The organism is Novosphingobium rhizosphaerae, from assembly GCF_050920675.1.
Lineage (GTDB): Bacteria > Pseudomonadota > Alphaproteobacteria > Sphingomonadales > Sphingomonadaceae > Novosphingobium > Novosphingobium rhizosphaerae.
The window spans coordinates 1,853,199-1,869,677 of record NZ_CP137861.1 but is presented as its reverse complement, the minus strand read 5'-3'; the positions used below and the strand labels follow the sequence as shown (position 1 = coordinate 1,869,677).

General features: G+C 66.9%; 16 protein-coding genes. 10 read left to right on the top strand and 6 right to left on the bottom strand.

Features of this window, described 5'->3' with window-relative positions; translation table 11 throughout:
- Positions 1–42: 42 nt before the first annotated feature.
- Complete coding sequence (locus tag R9J51_RS08500) at positions 43–543, top strand: hypothetical protein (protein WP_432787943.1); 501 nt, start codon at positions 43–45, stop codon at positions 541–543.
- A 79-nt stretch (positions 544–622) separates the two neighbouring features.
- Here R9J51_RS08500 and R9J51_RS08495 read toward each other — a convergent pair whose 3' ends face one another.
- Positions 623–1,738 (bottom strand): FAD-dependent oxidoreductase, encoded by a 1,116-nt coding sequence (locus R9J51_RS08495; protein ID WP_179504205.1) that lies wholly within the window; start codon positions 1,736–1,738, stop codon positions 623–625.
- A 34-nt stretch (positions 1,739–1,772) separates the two neighbouring features.
- Positions 1,773–2,741, bottom strand: a complete 969-nt coding sequence (locus R9J51_RS08490) for an alpha/beta hydrolase (RefSeq protein ID WP_179504204.1) — start codon at positions 2,739–2,741, stop codon at positions 1,773–1,775.
- Between the two features lie 100 nt (positions 2,742–2,841).
- On the opposite strand from R9J51_RS08490, the gene R9J51_RS08485 reads away from it, so the two are divergent.
- The 7 genes from R9J51_RS08485 to R9J51_RS08455 all read left to right on the top strand — a co-directional run bounded on the left by R9J51_RS08485 (position 2,842) and on the right by R9J51_RS08455 (position 10,055).
- Positions 2,842–3,315: an A24 family peptidase gene (locus tag R9J51_RS08485; RefSeq protein ID WP_168554138.1), complete on the top strand. Its 474-nt coding sequence runs from the start codon at positions 2,842–2,844 to the stop codon at positions 3,313–3,315.
- A gap of 64 nt (positions 3,316–3,379) precedes the next feature.
- On the top strand, positions 3,380–4,405 hold the full coding sequence (cpaB, locus tag R9J51_RS08480) for a Flp pilus assembly protein CpaB (protein WP_169473679.1): 1,026 nt from the start codon (positions 3,380–3,382) through the stop codon (positions 4,403–4,405).
- A 1-nt stretch (position 4,406) separates the two neighbouring features.
- On the top strand, positions 4,407–5,984 hold the full coding sequence (locus R9J51_RS08475) for a type II and III secretion system protein family protein (RefSeq protein ID WP_432787942.1): 1,578 nt from the start codon (positions 4,407–4,409) through the stop codon (positions 5,982–5,984).
- 50 nt (positions 5,985–6,034) lie between these two features.
- Positions 6,035–6,700 (top strand): CpaD family pilus assembly protein, encoded by a 666-nt coding sequence (locus R9J51_RS08470; protein ID WP_169473675.1) that lies wholly within the window; start codon positions 6,035–6,037, stop codon positions 6,698–6,700.
- Position 6,701: 1 nt separating this feature from the next.
- On the top strand, positions 6,702–7,988 hold the full coding sequence (locus tag R9J51_RS08465; RefSeq protein ID WP_168554135.1) for an AAA family ATPase: 1,287 nt from the start codon (positions 6,702–6,704) through the stop codon (positions 7,986–7,988).
- A gap of 66 nt (positions 7,989–8,054) precedes the next feature.
- The gene (locus R9J51_RS08460) at positions 8,055–9,026 is read left to right on the top strand and encodes a type II secretion system F family protein (RefSeq protein ID WP_168554134.1); all 972 of its coding nucleotides are present in this window, start codon (positions 8,055–8,057) and stop codon (positions 9,024–9,026) included.
- Positions 9,027–9,044: 18 nt separating this feature from the next.
- Positions 9,045–10,055 (top strand): type II secretion system F family protein, encoded by a 1,011-nt coding sequence (locus tag R9J51_RS08455; RefSeq protein WP_168554133.1) that lies wholly within the window; start codon positions 9,045–9,047, stop codon positions 10,053–10,055.
- Between the two features lie 81 nt (positions 10,056–10,136).
- Here the strand turns inward: R9J51_RS08455 and R9J51_RS08450 are convergent, their stop codons facing one another.
- From R9J51_RS08450 to R9J51_RS08435, 4 genes are all read right to left on the bottom strand, one after another.
- Positions 10,137–10,898 (bottom strand): FAA hydrolase family protein, encoded by a 762-nt coding sequence (locus R9J51_RS08450; protein WP_168554132.1) that lies wholly within the window; start codon positions 10,896–10,898, stop codon positions 10,137–10,139.
- 71 nt (positions 10,899–10,969) lie between these two features.
- Positions 10,970–11,428 (bottom strand): MarR family winged helix-turn-helix transcriptional regulator, encoded by a 459-nt coding sequence (locus R9J51_RS08445; protein ID WP_179504203.1) that lies wholly within the window; start codon positions 11,426–11,428, stop codon positions 10,970–10,972.
- A gap of 141 nt (positions 11,429–11,569) precedes the next feature.
- Positions 11,570–12,484, bottom strand: coding sequence for an S-methyl-5'-thioadenosine phosphorylase (gene mtnP / locus R9J51_RS08440; RefSeq protein WP_218843454.1), 915 nt, complete (start codon positions 12,482–12,484; stop codon positions 11,570–11,572).
- Complete coding sequence (locus tag R9J51_RS08435) at positions 12,474–13,136, bottom strand: TetR family transcriptional regulator (protein ID WP_168554130.1); 663 nt, start codon at positions 13,134–13,136, stop codon at positions 12,474–12,476. Before R9J51_RS08435 ends, mtnP begins: the two co-directional genes overlap by 11 nt.
- A gap of 96 nt (positions 13,137–13,232) precedes the next feature.
- Here R9J51_RS08435 and thiL point away from each other — a divergent pair, with 96 nt between their 5' ends.
- Both thiL and R9J51_RS08425 read left to right on the top strand, forming a co-directional pair.
- A complete protein-coding gene (gene thiL, locus R9J51_RS08430) occupies positions 13,233–14,111 on the top strand; it encodes a thiamine-phosphate kinase (protein ID WP_179504202.1) in 879 nt (292 codons plus the stop codon).
- 138 nt (positions 14,112–14,249) lie between these two features.
- Positions 14,250–16,349 (top strand): sodium-translocating pyrophosphatase, encoded by a 2,100-nt coding sequence (locus R9J51_RS08425; protein ID WP_179504201.1) that lies wholly within the window; start codon positions 14,250–14,252, stop codon positions 16,347–16,349.
- Positions 16,350–16,479: the final 130 nt, after the last annotated feature.

Genomic DNA, 16,479 nt, shown 5'->3' with positions numbered 1-16,479 from the left:
TGATGGCTCGGCTCTGGCCTGGCCGCAACCGGGGGACTTGCCGTGATTCGCCATGCCACTGTTCGCCTGGGGTTGGCCTGTGCCGGATTGGCCGCGCTGGCAGCGCCGGCCCTCGCGCGGCACGCCGAACCCCCGCCACCGCCGGTGCAACCCGCACCATTGCCACCCATGATGGTTCCCTATGGCCAGGCGCCCGCGCCCTGCACGGCGCCGGGTGAACCGGATCGGCACGGCTGGCCCCCGGCGTGCAGCAATGCCCCGATCGCCGCCTATCCGGCGTCGGGCTATCCCGCCGCGCCCTACTACCAGGGACAGGTGCCGGTCTATAGCGGCGCGTGGACGGCGCCGCCGGGCTATTACGTGGCGGGCGTGGTGATGGTGCCCGTGCCGGTGGGCAACGCGGCGTGCCAGCCCTGCGGCGAAACCCGCACGGTCACGACCACGCGCACCGTCGATGTGCCGTTGCGCCAATGGCGCCGCGTGCCACCGCGCCACCCCCCGGTGCACGACAAGCGGGTGAAGGAAAAGCGCATCAAGGAATAGGCGGCCAGCGCCAACCCTGCGGCATTGTTAACCCTGCCGGATAACCATCTGCCAATAGCCGCCTGTGGCCGGCCGTGTGTCAGGCCTGGGCCATGGCCAGCCGCCCCGGGGCATAGCGCGCCGGGTCCAGCGCCGCAGTCATGCCGTCGGCCGGTTGGCCCAGCAAGAGTTGCGCCCCCAGCCTTGCCGCGGCCGGCGCGGTCTGGATGCCAAAGCCGCCCTGCCCGGCAAACCAGAAGAAGCCGGGCACATGCGGATCGAAGCCATAGACCGGCGCGCGATCGGGCGCGAAGCTGCGCAAGCCCGCCCAGCGCCGCTCCACCGCCGCGATCTGCCAATCGACCACACGTTCCAGCCGGTCGATCGCCAGGGCCACGTCGATTTCCTCGGGCGCCACATCGTGCGCCACGTCGGGCGTTTCATCATGGGGGGACAGCCACAGGCGATCACCCGCCGGCTTGAAGTAAAAGTCTCCGGCGAGGCCGAAGGTAAGCGGCAGCGTGGCGGGCACCGGCGGATCGACGCGCAACTGCGTGATGGTGCGGCGCAACGGGGCAATGCCCAGCGGCGCTGCCCCCGCCAGGCGCGCCACATCATCGGCCCAGGCGCCGGCGGCGTTGGCCACCAGCCCCGCGCGGGCCGCGCCCTCGCGCCCACCTGCGTTCCATGCGATGCGCCAGCCGGCGCCCTCAGGCACCAGGGCGTCGACCCGCGCGCGCAACCGCACCACGCTGCCGCTGCGGCGTGCCATCGCCAGGTAATGCTGGTGCAGGCCCGCCACATCGATATCGGCGCAACCCGGCTGCCACGCCGCCACGCACCAGTCGGGGCGCAGGCCCGGCACTAGATCGACCATGCCGGCGCGCGCCATCAGTTCGACCCGCGCGCCCAGCGCGGAATATTCCGCGACGAAGCCTTCCAGCGCGGCGCGATCGCTGGCCCGGCCGATCACCAGCGAGCCGCGCGGCTGCAGGAAGCCATTGTCCGCGAGGTAGTTACCCGAGGCGAGCGTCAGCGGCACCACGGCTGGCCCGCCATAGACTTCGTCCCAGAACGCGGCGGACCGGCCGGTGGTGTGATAGCCGGGCGTGTCTTCCGCCTCCACCAGCAGGACGCGCGCATGCGCGCCGCATTCCGCCGCCAGGCTGGCCCCGGCCATGCCAGCGCCGATGATCGCGATGTCGAATTCGTCCATGCTCGCGCCTTGCCACTGCTTCATTCGCCCGAAGTCATCGGTTTGACCGGGCAGGCGCTTCCCGTTCCAGGAATTCGTCGATCGTGGCAAGCACCCGATCGCGCACCGCGTCGCTTTCCCGCAGCAATTCATGGCGGCCTTCCCGCCCCCAGGCGGCCAGTTGCGCATGGGGCAAACGCCGCGCGGCGCGGGCGATCGCGCCCCATGAAACCAGCGCATCATGGCGCGTGGCCAGCAACAGCACCGGGCCTTTCACCGCTTCCATCACGCCCGGCGAATCGAGCAGGTCGAACGATTCGCTGGCCTTCTTCAGCCAGCGCCAGCTGGCCGGCCCCAAGGCCAGCCACGGGCGTTGCGCGCGCCACCACTGTTCGTCGGCATAGCGCGCGGCATCGTGGGTCAGCAGGTTGGCGCGCAACGCGGCACGGGCGCCGGGCTTTTCGCTGGCCTTCCACGCCGGGCGCGCGGGATCGCCCACGCGGTTCATCACCGCGGCATAGATTCGCTGCACCCAGCGCGGCAGGACGGTCGCAAAGCCCAGCATCGGGGCACTCAACACCGTGGCGCAGGGATCGATTCGGCCCTCGGCCAGGGTGCGCAACACGAGGTGCCCGCCCATCGAATGTCCGACCACGACATGCGGCGCTGGGGTCTGCGCCCGCCACACTTGGTAAAAATGCGCCAGGTCATCCACCCATACCGAGAAATCGGCGATGTCACCCACCGCCGGCCCCGGCGGCGGGCCGCCAGAGCCGGCCTGCCCGCGCCAGTCGGCAGCGGTTACGTACCAGCCCTTAGACGCCCAGTAATCGAACGTTTCCAAATACTTTTCATAAAAGTCACCACGCCCGGGCAAAAACAGGATCGATCCCCTGGGCGCCCCCTCGGTGCGTCGCCAGTCGATCCGGCGGATGGGCATGCCATCGGCCGCCGCCCAGGTCGATTCGGCAACCCCAGCGGGGATCTCGCGCCCTCGGGATTCCTGCCAGACATGCTTAACCATTGCTTGCGACGCCTTGTTTCACGCCCGATCCCGCCGCTTGGCTTGGTTACCGTTTGGTAAGTGATTGTCCGGTATCCCCATCCCATCGAGGGGGATTTCCATGGTTTACGGATTGGCCGGAGTGTTGGCAATTGCGCTGCTGTTTGCAGCGTTCACCGATCTTCGGCGCAGACAGATCGACAACTGGCTCAACGCCGGCATTGCCGCGCTGGCGCCGGTCTACTGGTGGGCCTGCGGGCTGCACCTGTGGCCCGACGTGGCGCTGCAACTGGGCGTGGCACTGGCCGCATTCGTCGTTCTGGCCGGGCTCTTTGCCCTGCGCATGATGGGCGGGGGAGACGTCAAGCTGCTCACCGCGCTCGCGCTGTGGCTGCGCCCGGTGCTGTTTGCCAAGCTGCTGCTGATCATGGCGCTGGTGGGCGGCGTGCTGACCATCGCCATGGGCGTGTGGCACGTGACGCGCCGCCGCAAGGACCACCTCAAGATCCCCTATGGCGTGGCGATCGCCACGGCGGGGCTGTGTGTCCTTGGCACCACATATGGCGCGGCGCTTCAGGCCGTGGCGGCTGGCTAAGGCCAATCTTAACCAATTTGTCGGATGGCTACGGGCTATTCTGTAAGGGCGGGATAAACTGGCGATGGACAAGAGAAAGCTGATGCTGCTGGTGGGGGCGCTGATCGTTGCGGTCGGCACGGCCCTGGCCGCCCGAAGCATGATGGGTGGCGGTGGCTCGCCCCAGGCGATTGCCGCAGCCAAGGTGGAGATGGGCTCCAAGGTGCTGGTGGCGCAACGCGCCCTGCCCGTGGGCACGATCATCACCGCCGACTCCATCGGGTTCAAGGCCTGGCCCAAGGAAATGGTGCAGGACGCCTATTTCCTGGAAGGCGAGGCCGACATGCAGAAGATGCTCGGCACCGTGGTGCGCAATCCGATCACCGCCGGCGAACCGATCACGCAGGGTTCGCTGGTGGCGCCGGGCGACCGCGGCTTCCTCGCCGCCGCGCTTGGGCCCGGCATGCGTGCCGTCACCATTCCGGTTTCCGCCCGCACCGGCGTCGCCGGCTTCGTGTTCCCCGGCGACCATATCGACCTGGTGCTGACGCAGACCGTCAAGGGCAACGACACGCAGCCGCTCAAGGCCTCTGAAACCATCATCCGCAACTTGCGCGTGCTCGCCACCGACCAGTCTGCCACGCAGGAGCAGGTCGAAGGCAAGACCAAGGTCAAGGCGTTCAGCACCGTGACCGTGGAAGTGACGCCCAAGATCGCCGAAAAGATCGCCGTGGCGCAGACCATCGGCACGCTCAGCCTCTCGCTGCGCTCGCTGGCCGACAATTCGGCCGAGCTGGAGCAGGCGATCGCCTCGGGCGATGTCAAGGTTCCGGCCGGCGCCACGCCGCAGGACGAGGAAAAGCTGCTGAAGCAGGCGCTGGCCCACCCGCTCGACGGCGGCACCAGCTTTGCCACCGGTGGCGATGTCTCGCGGTTCCAGCGCAAGTCCATGCCGCCGATGAACGGCGGCGCCAGCGCCGGGTTCACCGCCCCGCCCGCCCCGGCCCCGGCGGCCATGGCCGGCCCGGTGGCACCGATCCGTCCGCGTGGCCCGGTGGTCAACATCACCCGTGGCAAGGACACCGTGACCGTCAGCGTGGGAGCGCAGTGAGATGAGCACCGCTTTCTCCATCCGCCAGCCAGTTGCCAGCAAGGGCCAGAGCATGACGAACCGCATTTCCTCCGCGCTGCTCACCGCCATGGTCGTGGCCACCCCGCTGGCGCTCGTGGCCGGCGCCCAGGCCGCCCATGCACAAAGCGTCACCAGCCCGGCGCGCTCGATCGCGGTGGGCCTGGGCCGGGGCGAACTCGTCACCCTGCCCTCGCGCATGGCCGATGTCTTTGTCGCCGATGACAAGATCGCCGACGTGCAGGTGAAATCCACCAACCAGCTCTATGTCTTCGGCAAGGGGCCGGGCGAAACCACGGTTTATGCCAGCAACGCCAAGGGCGACGTGATCTGGTCGGCCAACGTGCGCGTGGGCACCAATATCGACAGCGTGGACCAGATGCTGCACCTGGCCATGCCCGATGCCAAGATCCAGGCCGCCACGATGAACAGCACCGTGCTGCTCACCGGCACGGTGACCGCGCCCGAAGATGCCGCCGAGGCCGAACGCCTGGTGAAAGCCTTCGTTGGCGACAAGATGCAGGTGATCAGTCGCCTGAAGATGGCGACGCCGCTGCAGGTCATGCTGCAGGTGCGCATCGCCGAAGTGAGCCGCACGCTGACCCGCGCGATCGGCATGAACTGGGCAAGCGCCGACACTACCAGCGGGATGAAGTTCGGCATCGGCCAGGGCACGGCGGCCACGCAGTATGTGGCCGGTGGCCCGCTGATTACCGGCATGAACACCGCGCTCACCACCACCACCACGGTTTCGCCGTCGGCCACGACCGGCACCCGCCTGACGCTCAACGGCAAGCTGTTCGGCATGGATGTGCTGGGCGCACTGGACCTGGGCGAGACCATCGGCCTGGCCAATACTCTGGCCGAACCCAACCTGACCGCGCTTTCGGGCGAAACGGCCGAGTTCCTGGCCGGCGGCGAATTCCCCATTCCCCTGTCGCAGGGCCTTGGCACCACCAGCATCGAATACAAGAAGTACGGGGTCAGCTTGGCCTATACGCCCACGGTGCTGGCCAATGGCCGCATTTCGCTGCGCGTGCGGCCCGAAGTGTCGGAGTTGTCTTCCGATGGGGCGATCACCATCAGCGGCTATTCGATCCCCGGCCTGAAAGTGCGCCGCGCCGAAACCACGGTGGAACTGGGTTCAGGCCAAAGCTTCATGATCGCCGGCCTGCTGAGCAATTCAGCGCAGAATACCATCACCAAGCTGCCCGGCGCCGGTGACCTGCCGATCCTGGGTTCGCTGTTCCGCTCCACTTCGTTCAAGAAGGGCGAGACCGAGCTGGTGATCGTGGTCACGCCCTACCTGGTCAGCCCGGTGAACAACCCCAAGGACATCAAGCTGCCCACCGATGGCTTCCGCGCCGCCGATGCGCTGCAGCAGGTGCTGGGCAACCAGGAAAGCAAGCCGTCCAACGGCGAAACCCGGCCGATGCCCACCGAAAAGGAAGGCACCGTGCAGGCCACACCGGCCGCGCCCAAGGTGGGTGACGCCAGCGGCGCGCAGGGCGGCAAGAATCGCCAGGCCAGCGCCGACGTCAAGCCGGGCTTCAGCCTGTGAGCGCCGCCCCGAATGCCTTCGTGACCCTTTTCGAGACTGGGAACCACGCCATGTCCACTCCTCGCAATCGCGCTGCCCGTCTGGTTCTTGCCGCCGCGTTGACCACGGCCCTGGCCGGCTGCGTCGGCGGCCAGCCCAGCAATGCCTCGCTTTACAGCGTCCACCAGCCGGTGGTGGAGCGTTCGAGCTATACGCTCGACATCAACACCCTGCCCGGCGGCGGCGTGCCGGTGAGCGAGCAGCGGCGCCTCGCCGGCTGGTTCGAATCGCTTGGCCTTGGCTATGGCGACAAGGTGGCGCTGGATGATCCGGCAGGGGCCCCGGCCACGCGCGATGCAGTGCAGGCGGTGCTTTCCGCACACGGCCTGATGCTGGCCGATACCCCGCCGGTCACGGCTGGAAACCTGGCGCCCGGCACGGCGCGCCTGGTGATCCTGCGCACCACCGCCTCGGTGCCGGGCTGCCCGGATTGGTCGACCCACAACGATGGCAACGGGCGCAACGCGACCTCGACCAACTATGGCTGCGCGGTCAATTCCAACATCGCGGCAATGGTCGCCAACAAGGAAGACCTCGTCCACGGCCAGACCGGCGATGGACGTACCACGGTGATGAGCTCGAACAAGGCAATCCAGGCCTATCGCGAAACCGCGCCCAGCGGCGGTGGCGGTTCGACGGTCAAGAAGGTCAACACGTCCAACTCGGGGAGCAATTGACATGACCGCACCCTGGAAATCCGGCAACCGCGACATCTTTGCCGCCTTCCTGTGCGACGACGCCGCGCTCGACGTGGTGCGCGCCGTGGCGGCCGACATGGGCTGGGCGCCGGAAAAGTGCGCGCGCGGTGGCCTGCGCAATGCCGTGCAATCGCTTTCGATCACCGCCAGCCCGGCGATCCTGATGGTCGATCTGTCGGAAAGCGGCGATCCGCTCAACGATATCAATGCCCTGGCCGAAGTGTGCGAGCCGGGCACGGTCGTCATTGCGGTTGGCCAGGTCAACGATGTGCGGCTCTATCGCGATCTGGTTGCCTCGGGCATCCAGGATTATCTGCTCAAGCCGCTGTCGGTAGGGCAAGTGCGCGACGCGCTGAGCCAGGCGCAAGCCATCTTCAACGCCCCCAAGAACCAGGATGGCGGCGCCACCAAGCGCCATGTCACCACCGCCGTGGTGGGCACGCGCGGCGGGGTCGGCGCATCGACGCTGGCCACTTCGCTCGCCTGGTCGTTCAGCACCGATTTCAAGCGCTCAACCGCGCTGCTGGATCTGGACGTGCATTTCGGCACCGGCGCGCTGACGCTCGATCTGGAGCCGGGCCGTGGCCTGACCGACGCGATCGACAACCCCAGCCGCATCGACGGGCTGTTCATCGAGCGTGCGATGATCCGCGCCAACGATCACCTGGCGATCCTTTCGGCCGAAGCGCCGGTCACCGCGCCGCTGATGACCGATGGCAGCGCCTTCGTGCAGTTGCAGGAAGAATTCCGCCACGCCTTCGAAATGACCGTGATCGACATGCCGCGCAACATGCTGATCAATTTCCCGCACCTGCTGTCTGACGTGAACGCGGTGGTGCTCGCCACCGAACTCACCTTGGCCGGTGCGCGCGATGCCATCCGCCTGCTTGCCTGGCTCAAGGCCAATGCCAGCCACGCCCATATCCACGTGGTCGCCAACAAGGTGCAGCAGGGGGTGGGCGAAATCAGCCGCGCCGATTTCGAATCCTCGATCGAGCGCAAGCTGGGCTACATCGTGCCTTTCGACGCCAAGGCCGCGGCCAACGCGGCCAAGCTTGGGCAAACCTTCCTGGGCGCCAATCGCACGGCCAAGGCCGCGCTGGCGATCAAGGACGTGGCCCAGGCCATTGCCCGGCTTTCCGATGACAGCGACGATGCCGTGGCCAAGCCCAAGGCCAAGAGCGCGTCGCTACTGGGCAAGTTCGATCTCAAGAAGATGCTGCCCAACGCCAAGCCCGGCAAGGCCAAGGCCGGCGCCCCGGCCTGAGGCCATGGCGCCCTGATCCCACGTCCACCCCAGCCCCGCTTTCCTTCCAACCAGGCAGATCCTTCGATGCTCACACCCCAGCTGATCGTCATCCTTGGCGGGATCACCCTGGTGGTTCTGCTTGGGCTGGCGGCCTTTTCCGGCCCCAATGCGGCCAAGGAAAGCGCGCGGCGCCTGCAGCAGGTGCGCTTTCGGCATTCCGACAGCGCGGTGGACAAGGTGGAGGCGCAATATCGCAAGGCGATCGCCTCGCGCACGCCACGAAGCTATCGTGTTGCCGGCTCCGCCTCGCGCATCGAAGCGCTGGCGCTGCGCCTGCACCGCACCGGCAAGGGCTGGACGCTCTCGCAATACCTCTATGCCTCGCTCGGCCTGGGCCTGGGCGTGGCGGCGCTGATCTTCCTCAAGTCCGGCTCTCTGCTGCTGGCGGTTCCTGCCGGTTTGCTGGTGGGCGCCGGCATTCCGCACTGGGTGGTGGGCCGCGCGATCAACAAGCGTGCCAATGCCTTTGTCGTGCGCTTTCCCGATGCGCTGGAACTGCTGGTGCGTGGCCTGCGCTCGGGCCTGCCGATCACCGAAACCCTGCAAGTGGTGGCCAGCGAATTGCCCGGCCCCGTGGGCGAGGAATTCAAGCTGGTGACCGACCGCATCAAGGTGGGCAAGACCATGGAGGAAGCGCTCCAGGACACCGCCGATCGCCTCGACATGGCCGAGTTCAGCTTTTTCTGCATCACCCTGGCGATCCAGCGCGAGACCGGCGGCAACCTGGCCGAAACGCTGGCCAATCTGGCCGACGTGCTGCGCAAGCGCGCGCAGATGAAGCTCAAGATCAAGGCGATGAGTTCGGAATCCAAGGCATCGGCCTATATCGTCGGTGCCCTGCCGTTTATCGTCTTCGGCCTGATCTATTGGATCAACCCCACCTACATGGGCAAGTTCTTCGTGGACGAGCGGCTGATCATCGCGGGCCTTGGCGGCCTGTGCTGGCTGGGCCTTGGCGCGTTCATCATGGCCAAGATGGTCAGCTTCGAAATCTGAGCGGAAAGAGCAAGGACCATGGACCAGCATCCCGCCCCCACGCTGCTCGGCATCAACGTCATCCACGCCGGATCGTTGCTGATGATGGTGGCCGCCGCCGCGATGTTGCTGGCGATCTATGCCGCGATCACCGTGCGCGACCCCATGGCCAAGCGCGTGAAGGCACTGACCGAACGGCGCGAACAGCTCAAGGCCGGGATCATCACCTCGGCCGCGCGCAAGCGCAATTCGATCGTGCGCCGCAACCAGACCACGGACACCATCCGCGGGGTGCTCGAAAAGCTGCGCGTGCTGCAGGACAGCCAGCTTTCGGTGGTGCAGCAGAAGCTGGCCCAGGCCGGCATCCGCAAGAAGGAGTGGGCCGTTGCGGTGATCTTTGGCCGGATGATCGGCCCGATCGTGCTGGGCGGGATCGCCATCCTGTGGATCTACGTCCTGCAATTCTTTCCTGAATGGGGCGCGTTCAAGCGCTTCATGGGCTTCGCCGTAATGGTCATCTTCGGCTACAAGGCGCCCGACATCTGGATTGCCAACCTGGTGTCCAAGCGCACCCACGCCATCCGCAAGGGGCTGCCCGATGCGCTGGACCTGCTGGTGATCTGCGCGGAAGCGGGCCTGACGGTGGACGCCGCCTTTGGCCGCGTGGCGCGCGAACTGGGCCGCGCCTATCCCGAACTGGGCGACGAATTCGCCCTGACCGCGATCGAGCTTTCGTTCCTCACCGAACGGCGCCAGGCCTTTGAAAACCTGGCTTATCGCGTCAATCTCGATTCGGTGAAAGGCGTGACCACCACGATGGTCCAGACCGAACGCTATGGTACGCCGCTGGCCTCGGCCCTGCGCGTGCTCTCCGCCGAATTCCGCAACGAGCGCATGATGCGGGCCGAGGAAAAGGCCGCGCGCCTGCCCGCGATCATGACCGTGCCGCTGATCCTGTTCATCCTGCCCACGCTGTTCATCGTCATTCTCGGCCCGGCTGCCTGCTCGATCAGCGACCAGTTCATCAACCGCAAAACGCCCACGCCGTAAGTGCCTGCATCGGGCAAAAGGGAAAGGCCCGGATGGCGTGCTGCCATCCGGGCCCTTTTCTTTTGCACGCAGGCGCTTGTCTCAAGCCGGAACGCGCACCGCCTGTTCGATCGCGCCAAACAGGCTGCGGCCTGCGGCATTGCGCGCCTCTACCCGGATGGTTTCGCCCGGCCCCAGCGGATCGCCCGGCAACGCGGCCGAAAGGCTGACCAGCGTGCCGGCGGCCAGCGCGCGTTCCGCAGCCAGCCCGGCAATGGTTTCGCCCAGTGTGGGCGGCAGCGTCACATCGTGGGTGTGGTCCCCGCGCGTCACCTTGAGCGGCACGGCCAGCGCGCCATCGGCCCAGGCCTCACCCAGCGCGTGGGGCGTGACGAAGACCGGCGAGAAATGCCCGGTTGCCCCCGGCGCGCTTTGCGCCGCCACGGCGTGGGCCAGGCCGACCAGGCGCACGCGACCCAGCGCTTCGGCCGGATCTGCGCCCTGGGGCACATCGGCGGTCATCGCCACCAGGCCCACGGCCGAGGCGCCGGGGCGGCGCAGTGGATCGCGCGCGCCCATCAACCCGTCGCCGGGCTGGTGGCGCAGCGCGTCGGCCGAATCGGTCCAGTGAAACGTGCGTGGGAGCGGCGCCGCCGCTTCGCGCTCGTGAAAGCGTTTGCGCGGGATGGCGCCATGGGCGAGTTCGATGCTCAGGCTCTCCAGCAGATCGGCATGGCGATGCCATTCGTCGAGCAGCCGCTGCATCGTCGGCACCACGTGATCGGCATCGGCGTACCAGGCCAGATCATCGGACACCACGATCAGGCGCCCATCGCGCCCCTGCGGCAACGATGCCAGTTTCATGTCGACCTCTCCTGTTGCTGATGCGACGATATTGCCTTGGTATTATCTTGGTCTTGTTATTGTCTTTCCCGTTACTTGACGCGCGATTCGAACCGGCGCACCGCCCCCAGCAGCTTGTCGAGCAGGGCGCGGAGTTTCTCGGTTTCGCGCGGGGTTAGCGCGGAGAAAATTTCTTCATAAATTTCAAGTGCTTGCGGCCAAATCTGGGCATGAATATCGCGCCCTTGGGCTGTCAGTTCGAGATGGTGGGAGCGCCCGTCGGCCACATTGGGGCTGCGTTGCACCAGCGCGCGGTCTTCCAGCACCTTGCACGCGCGATTGACCGCCACCTTGTCCATCTGGGTGGCCCGAACCAGGTCTCGCTGGGTCAGCGGGCCGGCATCGCCAAGCACCGCCATCACCCGCCATTCCGAGATTTTGAGCCCAAATTGCATACGATATTCGTTGGCAATCGCCTGGCTGACGGCGCCAGACGTGATGGCCATGCGATAGGGCACGAATTCGGCAAGACGGGTCTGGGTTCCAGGCATGGTTTCGTATCTACGGAAACCAGCGCCGATGGCAACAACGATATTGCGCTTTATTCGCGATCAAGTCTTGCAATCGTGCAAGACAAGCTATCGCAGCGCAACTATCGACATTCCCTGCAGTGCAACATCATCGCGTTGAAATCATGGTTTGAGCACGCGGCCGGCAACCGCTCCAAGTCGTGCCACCAACACAGGATCGCGCTGTGCCGGCGCGGTCATGATCGCGCCCTCCAGCGCCCGGTCCACCGGGCTGGGCGTGCGCACTTGCGGTAAAAGCCCGGCCAGGGCCACCACCATGGCGCGCGCGGTGGCGGCATTGCCACGCATCACGCGCAGCACTTCGGCCACTTCCACATGCTCGCCATCGCGCCAGGCGTCGTAATCGGTGACCATGCCGATCAGCGCATAAGGCAGTTCCGCCTCGCGGGCGAGGCGCGCCTCGGGCATCGCGGTCATGCCGATCACGTCGGCGCCCCACTGGCGATAGAGCCGGCTTTCCGCGCGCGTGGAAAACTGCGGCCCCTGCATGGCAAGATAGCAGCCGCCGCGATGCACGGCAGCGCCTGCGGCCTGCGCCGCATCGGCCACCAGGCCGGCCAGACGCGCGCAGACCGGATCGGCCAGCGAGACATGGGCAACCAGCCCTTCGCCGAAAAAGCTGTCTGCCCGCCCATGGGTGCGATCGATGAACTGGTCCACCGCCACGAAACTGCCCGGCGCCAGTTCCTCGCGCAGCGAACCGATGGCAGAAATCGCCACCAGGTCTGTCACCCCGCAACGCTTCATCACGTCGATGTTGGCGCGGTGGTTGATGCTTTCGGGGGAAATGCGGTGCCCGGCGCCGTGCCGCGCCAGAAACACGAATTCCTGCCCGCCGATACGCCCGAGCGTGACCGGGCCGCTGGGCTGGCCGAACGGCGATTGCACGGCGATTTCCTGCACTTCGTCCAGCACGGAAAGGTCATAGATGCCCGACCCGCCGATCACCCCGATGCGCCAGCGCGCCCCGTTATGCCCGCCCGGGTTGCCTGGCTGCGTATGCTGTTCAGTTTGCAAGAATGCCTGCCATGATGAAATCGACGGTGTGCTCGCGATAGCGGTCGCGCAGTTCCTCGGTCAACGAATCCTGGCCAAAGCAATGGCGCAGCACGAGCCGGGCGGAGAAGAACCGGTCTGCCGCGCCGCTGACGGTGAAATAGAACAGCTGTGGGTCGATCGGGCGAAACGCGCCGCTGTGCACCCCCTGCCCGATCAGCTGGTCATAAGCGCGGCTGATCGGGCGCAAGTACTTGTCGGCGATCCGCTGCGCCTCGGCCTCGTCGCTGTCGCGCACCAGGCGCATGAGCAGGCGGTTGAGATAGGGATAGCGGTAGTAGGTATCGATGCAGCGCGAGATGTGGCGGCGCAGCTTGTCCTGCGGCGTCATGTCGTCCTTGGCCAGCAGCGCATCGACCGAGCGGACGATTTCGGCCATGTCGCGGTCGAGCAGCGCGGTCAGCAGGCCGGCCTTGTTGCCGAAATAGTACTTCACCAGCGCCGAATTGAGGCCCGAGCGCAGCGACAGTTCGGACAGCGAGATGTCGACCTGGTCGCCCTCGCGCATCAGGGCAGAGGCAGCGGCGAGCAGCAGGTCGCGCGCGGTGCCGCTGCCCTCCCCCGCCGGGCCGGCCGTGCCGTCGCGCTCCAAATGTGGTCCTGACGTGGTCATGCCTGGCCGATCCCTTTCAACCGATCGATTAGGCGGGGCGGCCGACCAGGGTCAAGCCGCTTGCAAACCATGCCTTTGCCACTACCGCAGGCCGGCATGGACGAAGCTGCCTTCATCGCTGCCTTGCGCGCCCTGGCGCCCGATCCCGCCGCGCGCGGGCTGGACGACGACGTGGCCGTGATCGCCTTGGGGGGCGAGCACCTGATATTGACCCACGACATGATGGTGGAAGGGGTGCACTGGCTGCCGGGCCAGGACCCGGCCGACGTGGCGTGGAAACTGGTGGCGACCAACCTTTCCGATCTGGCAGCCAAGGGCGCGCAGCCGCTGGGCGTATTGCTGGGCTACGGCCTTGGCGGCGGCGAAGAGCGCTTCCTGGTTGGCCTTGGCGAAGCGCTGCAGGCCTTTGCCGTGCCGCTACTGGGCGGGGATACCGTGCGCCGCGCCGGTGCGGCCGCCCACGGGCTGACCGCGCTGGGCCGCGCCACCTGCCTGCCCGTGCCCACGCGCGGCGGCGCCCGCCCCGGCGATGCCTTGTGGGTGACGGGCATGCTCGGCGATGCAATGCTCGGGTTCGAAGCGCTGCGCGACGCGCGCAGCGATCGCGACACCACGCGATTTGCCCGGCCGGTGCCGCGCCTTGCCGAAGGGCAGGCCCTGGCGCCGCTGGTTGGCGCGATGATGGATGTGTCCGATGGCCTGCTGCTCGATGCCACGCGCATGGCGCTTGCCAGCGGCGTGACCCTGGCGATCGACAGCACCGCCTGCCCCGTGCCGGAAGACCTGCCCGCCACCCGCCGGCGCGATGCGCTGGCCTGGGGGGACGATTACGAACTGCTGTTCACCCTGCCCGCTGGCCAGGCCCCGCCGTGCCCGGCCACCTGCATCGGCCACGCCCAGCCTGCCGGCGCGGCGCCCCTATTGCTCGACAGTACCGGCCCGCAAGGACGGCTGGGTTACCAACACCAACAATAACCGAACAGGCGTACAATACCGCTTGCGACTAGCGGCAAATCATTTAGCTTCCTCTTCGTTTCCAGCAACCTTGCGGAAACACCATGCACCCGGCACGCCAAGACAAGCCGGGGCATGGGGAGTTAGGGGGATGCCATCGTGAACCTTGTCGTAACCGCCATCGGGTTGGGGTTACTGGCTGTGCTTTATGGCTTCGTAACCAGCCGTCAGGTGCTGGGAAGCCCGGCCGGAAACCCAAAAATGCAAGACATTGCCGGCGCCATCCAGGAAGGGGCGCAGGCCTATCTGAAACGCCAGTACGGCACGATCGCCCTGGTCGGCGTGGTCGTGGCCGCGATCGTTTCGATGACGCTGCACCCGCTGCCGGCGGTGGGCTTCATCATCGGCGCGGTGCTTTCGGGCGTGGCCGGCTTCATCGGCATGAACGTGTCGGTGCGGGCCAACGTGCGCACGGCGGCGGCCGCGCAAAGCGGGCTGCAACAAGGGCTTACCCTGGCATTCCGGGCCGGCGCGATCACCGGCATGCTGGTGGCGGGCCTGGCTCTGCTCGCGATTGCCGGCTTCTTCTGGTACCTCGTCAATCTGGCCGGCTATGCTCCAGGCGACCGCACCGTGGTCACCTCGCTCACCACGCTGGCCCTGGGCGCCTCGCTCGTTTCGATCTTCGCGCGGCTGGGCGGCGGCATCTTCACCAAGGCGGCCGACGTGGGCGCCGACCTGGTGGGCAAGGTCGAAGCGGGCATCCCCGAAGACGATCCGCGCAACCCCGCCGTGATCGCCGACAACGTGGGCGACAACGTGGGTGACTGCGCCGGCATGGCGGCAGACTTGTTCGAAACCTATGTCGTCACCGTGGGCGCCACGATGGTGCTCACCGCACTGCTGATCAAGGGCGTGGGCGATCTGCTCTTGCCGTTGATGGCGCTGCCCCTGCTGATCGGCGGGGTGTGCATCGTCACCTCGATCATCGGCACCTATTTCGTCAAGCTGGGCCGCAGCAACAACATCATGGGCGCCATGTACAAGGGCTTCCTGGTGACCGCGGTGCTGTCGATCCCGGCGATCTGGTTTGCCACGCAGGCCGCGCTCGGCAACATGGAAGCCCCGATCGGCGACCAGGGCTTTACCGGCCGCACGCTGTTCTACTGCGCGCTGGTTGGCCTGGCGATCACCGGGCTGATCATCTGGATTACCGAGTACTACACCGGCACGGCCTATCGCCCGGTGCGCTCGATCGCCAAGGCTTCGGTCACCGGCCACGGCACCAACGTGATCCAGGGCCTGGCCGTCAGCCTGGAAGCCACGGCATTGCCCACGCTGGTGATCTGCGCGGGCATTATCGTGGCCTATCAGCTCGCCGGGTTGATCGGCATTGCCTATGGCGCCACCGCGATGCTGGCGCTGGCCGGCATGGTCGTCGCGCTCGACGCCTATGGCCCGGTGACCGACAATGCCGGCGGCATTGCCGAAATGGCGGGCCTCGAAGACGCGGTGCGCGAACGCACCGATGCGCTCGACGCGGTGGGCAACACCACCAAGGCCGTGACCAAGGGCTATGCCATCGGTTCGGCCGGCCTTGCCGCGCTGGTGCTGTTTGCCGCCTATACCACCGACTTGCGCGAGTTCTTTCCAGACCTGACCGTCAACTTCAGCCTGGAAAACCCCTATGTCATCGTCGGCCTGCTGCTGGGCGCGCTGCTGCCCTATCTGTTCGGCGCCATGGGGATGACCGCCGTGGGCCGCGCGGCTGGTGACGTCGTGGTGGACGTGCGCGAACAGTTTGCCGCCGATCCGGGCATCATGGCCGGCACCAGCCGTCCCGACTATGCCCGCACGGTGGACCTGGTCACGCGCGCGGCGATCAAGGAAATGATCATTCCCTCGCTGTTGCCGGTGCTGGCGCCGATCGCGGTCTATTTCGTGATCCTGGCCGTGGCCGGGCAGGCCAATGCCTTTGCCGCGCTGGGCGCCCTGCTGCTGGGCGTGATCGTGGGCGGGCTGTTCGTGGCCCTGTCGATGACATCGGGCGGCGGCGCATGGGACAATGCCAAGAAATACATCGAGGATGGCCATTACGGCGGCAAGGGATCGGACGCGCACAAGGCGGCGGTGACCGGCGATACCGTGGGCGATCCCTACAAGGACACCGCCGGGCCGGCGGTCAACCCGATGATCAAGATTACCAATATCGTTGCCCTGCTGCTGCTGGCCGCGCTGGCCAGCCACGCCGCAGGCTGAAGCCGGCTTCCGCGGGCGGCCAGCCGGCCAGGCCAGCATCGCCCGCGGCAGAACGCGGAAAAAGCGGGGAAAACCCCGCCCGCATGGGCCCGAGGTTGGGGAGGAGCGGGACAGGCCCCGTCTGGCTGCA

What these genes read in the sequence shown, in the direction of transcription:
- R9J51_RS08475 (WP_432787942.1), top strand. Translation starts at nt 4,407, where the DNA reads ATGAGCACCGCTTTCTCCATCCGCCAGCCAGTTGCCAGCAAGGGCCAG.
- cpaB (WP_169473679.1), top strand. Translation starts at nt 3,380, where the DNA reads ATGGACAAGAGAAAGCTGATGCTGCTGGTGGGGGCGCTGATCGTTGCG.
- R9J51_RS08495 (WP_179504205.1), bottom strand. Translation starts at nt 1,738, where the DNA reads ATGGACGAATTCGACATCGCGATCATCGGCGCTGGCATGGCCGGGGCC.
- R9J51_RS08455 (WP_168554133.1), top strand. Translation starts at nt 9,045, where the DNA reads ATGGACCAGCATCCCGCCCCCACGCTGCTCGGCATCAACGTCATCCAC.
- thiL (WP_179504202.1), top strand. Translation starts at nt 13,233, where the DNA reads ATGGACGAAGCTGCCTTCATCGCTGCCTTGCGCGCCCTGGCGCCCGAT.
- R9J51_RS08470 (WP_169473675.1), top strand. Translation starts at nt 6,035, where the DNA reads ATGTCCACTCCTCGCAATCGCGCTGCCCGTCTGGTTCTTGCCGCCGCG.
- R9J51_RS08445 (WP_179504203.1), bottom strand. Translation starts at nt 11,428, where the DNA reads ATGCCTGGAACCCAGACCCGTCTTGCCGAATTCGTGCCCTATCGCATG.
- R9J51_RS08435 (WP_168554130.1), bottom strand. Translation starts at nt 13,136, where the DNA reads ATGACCACGTCAGGACCACATTTGGAGCGCGACGGCACGGCCGGCCCG.
- R9J51_RS08450 (WP_168554132.1), bottom strand. Translation starts at nt 10,898, where the DNA reads ATGAAACTGGCATCGTTGCCGCAGGGGCGCGATGGGCGCCTGATCGTG.
- R9J51_RS08460 (WP_168554134.1), top strand. Translation starts at nt 8,055, where the DNA reads ATGCTCACACCCCAGCTGATCGTCATCCTTGGCGGGATCACCCTGGTG.
- R9J51_RS08490 (WP_179504204.1), bottom strand. Translation starts at nt 2,741, where the DNA reads ATGGTTAAGCATGTCTGGCAGGAATCCCGAGGGCGCGAGATCCCCGCT.
- R9J51_RS08465 (WP_168554135.1), top strand. Translation starts at nt 6,702, where the DNA reads ATGACCGCACCCTGGAAATCCGGCAACCGCGACATCTTTGCCGCCTTC.
- R9J51_RS08485 (WP_168554138.1), top strand. Translation starts at nt 2,842, where the DNA reads ATGGTTTACGGATTGGCCGGAGTGTTGGCAATTGCGCTGCTGTTTGCA.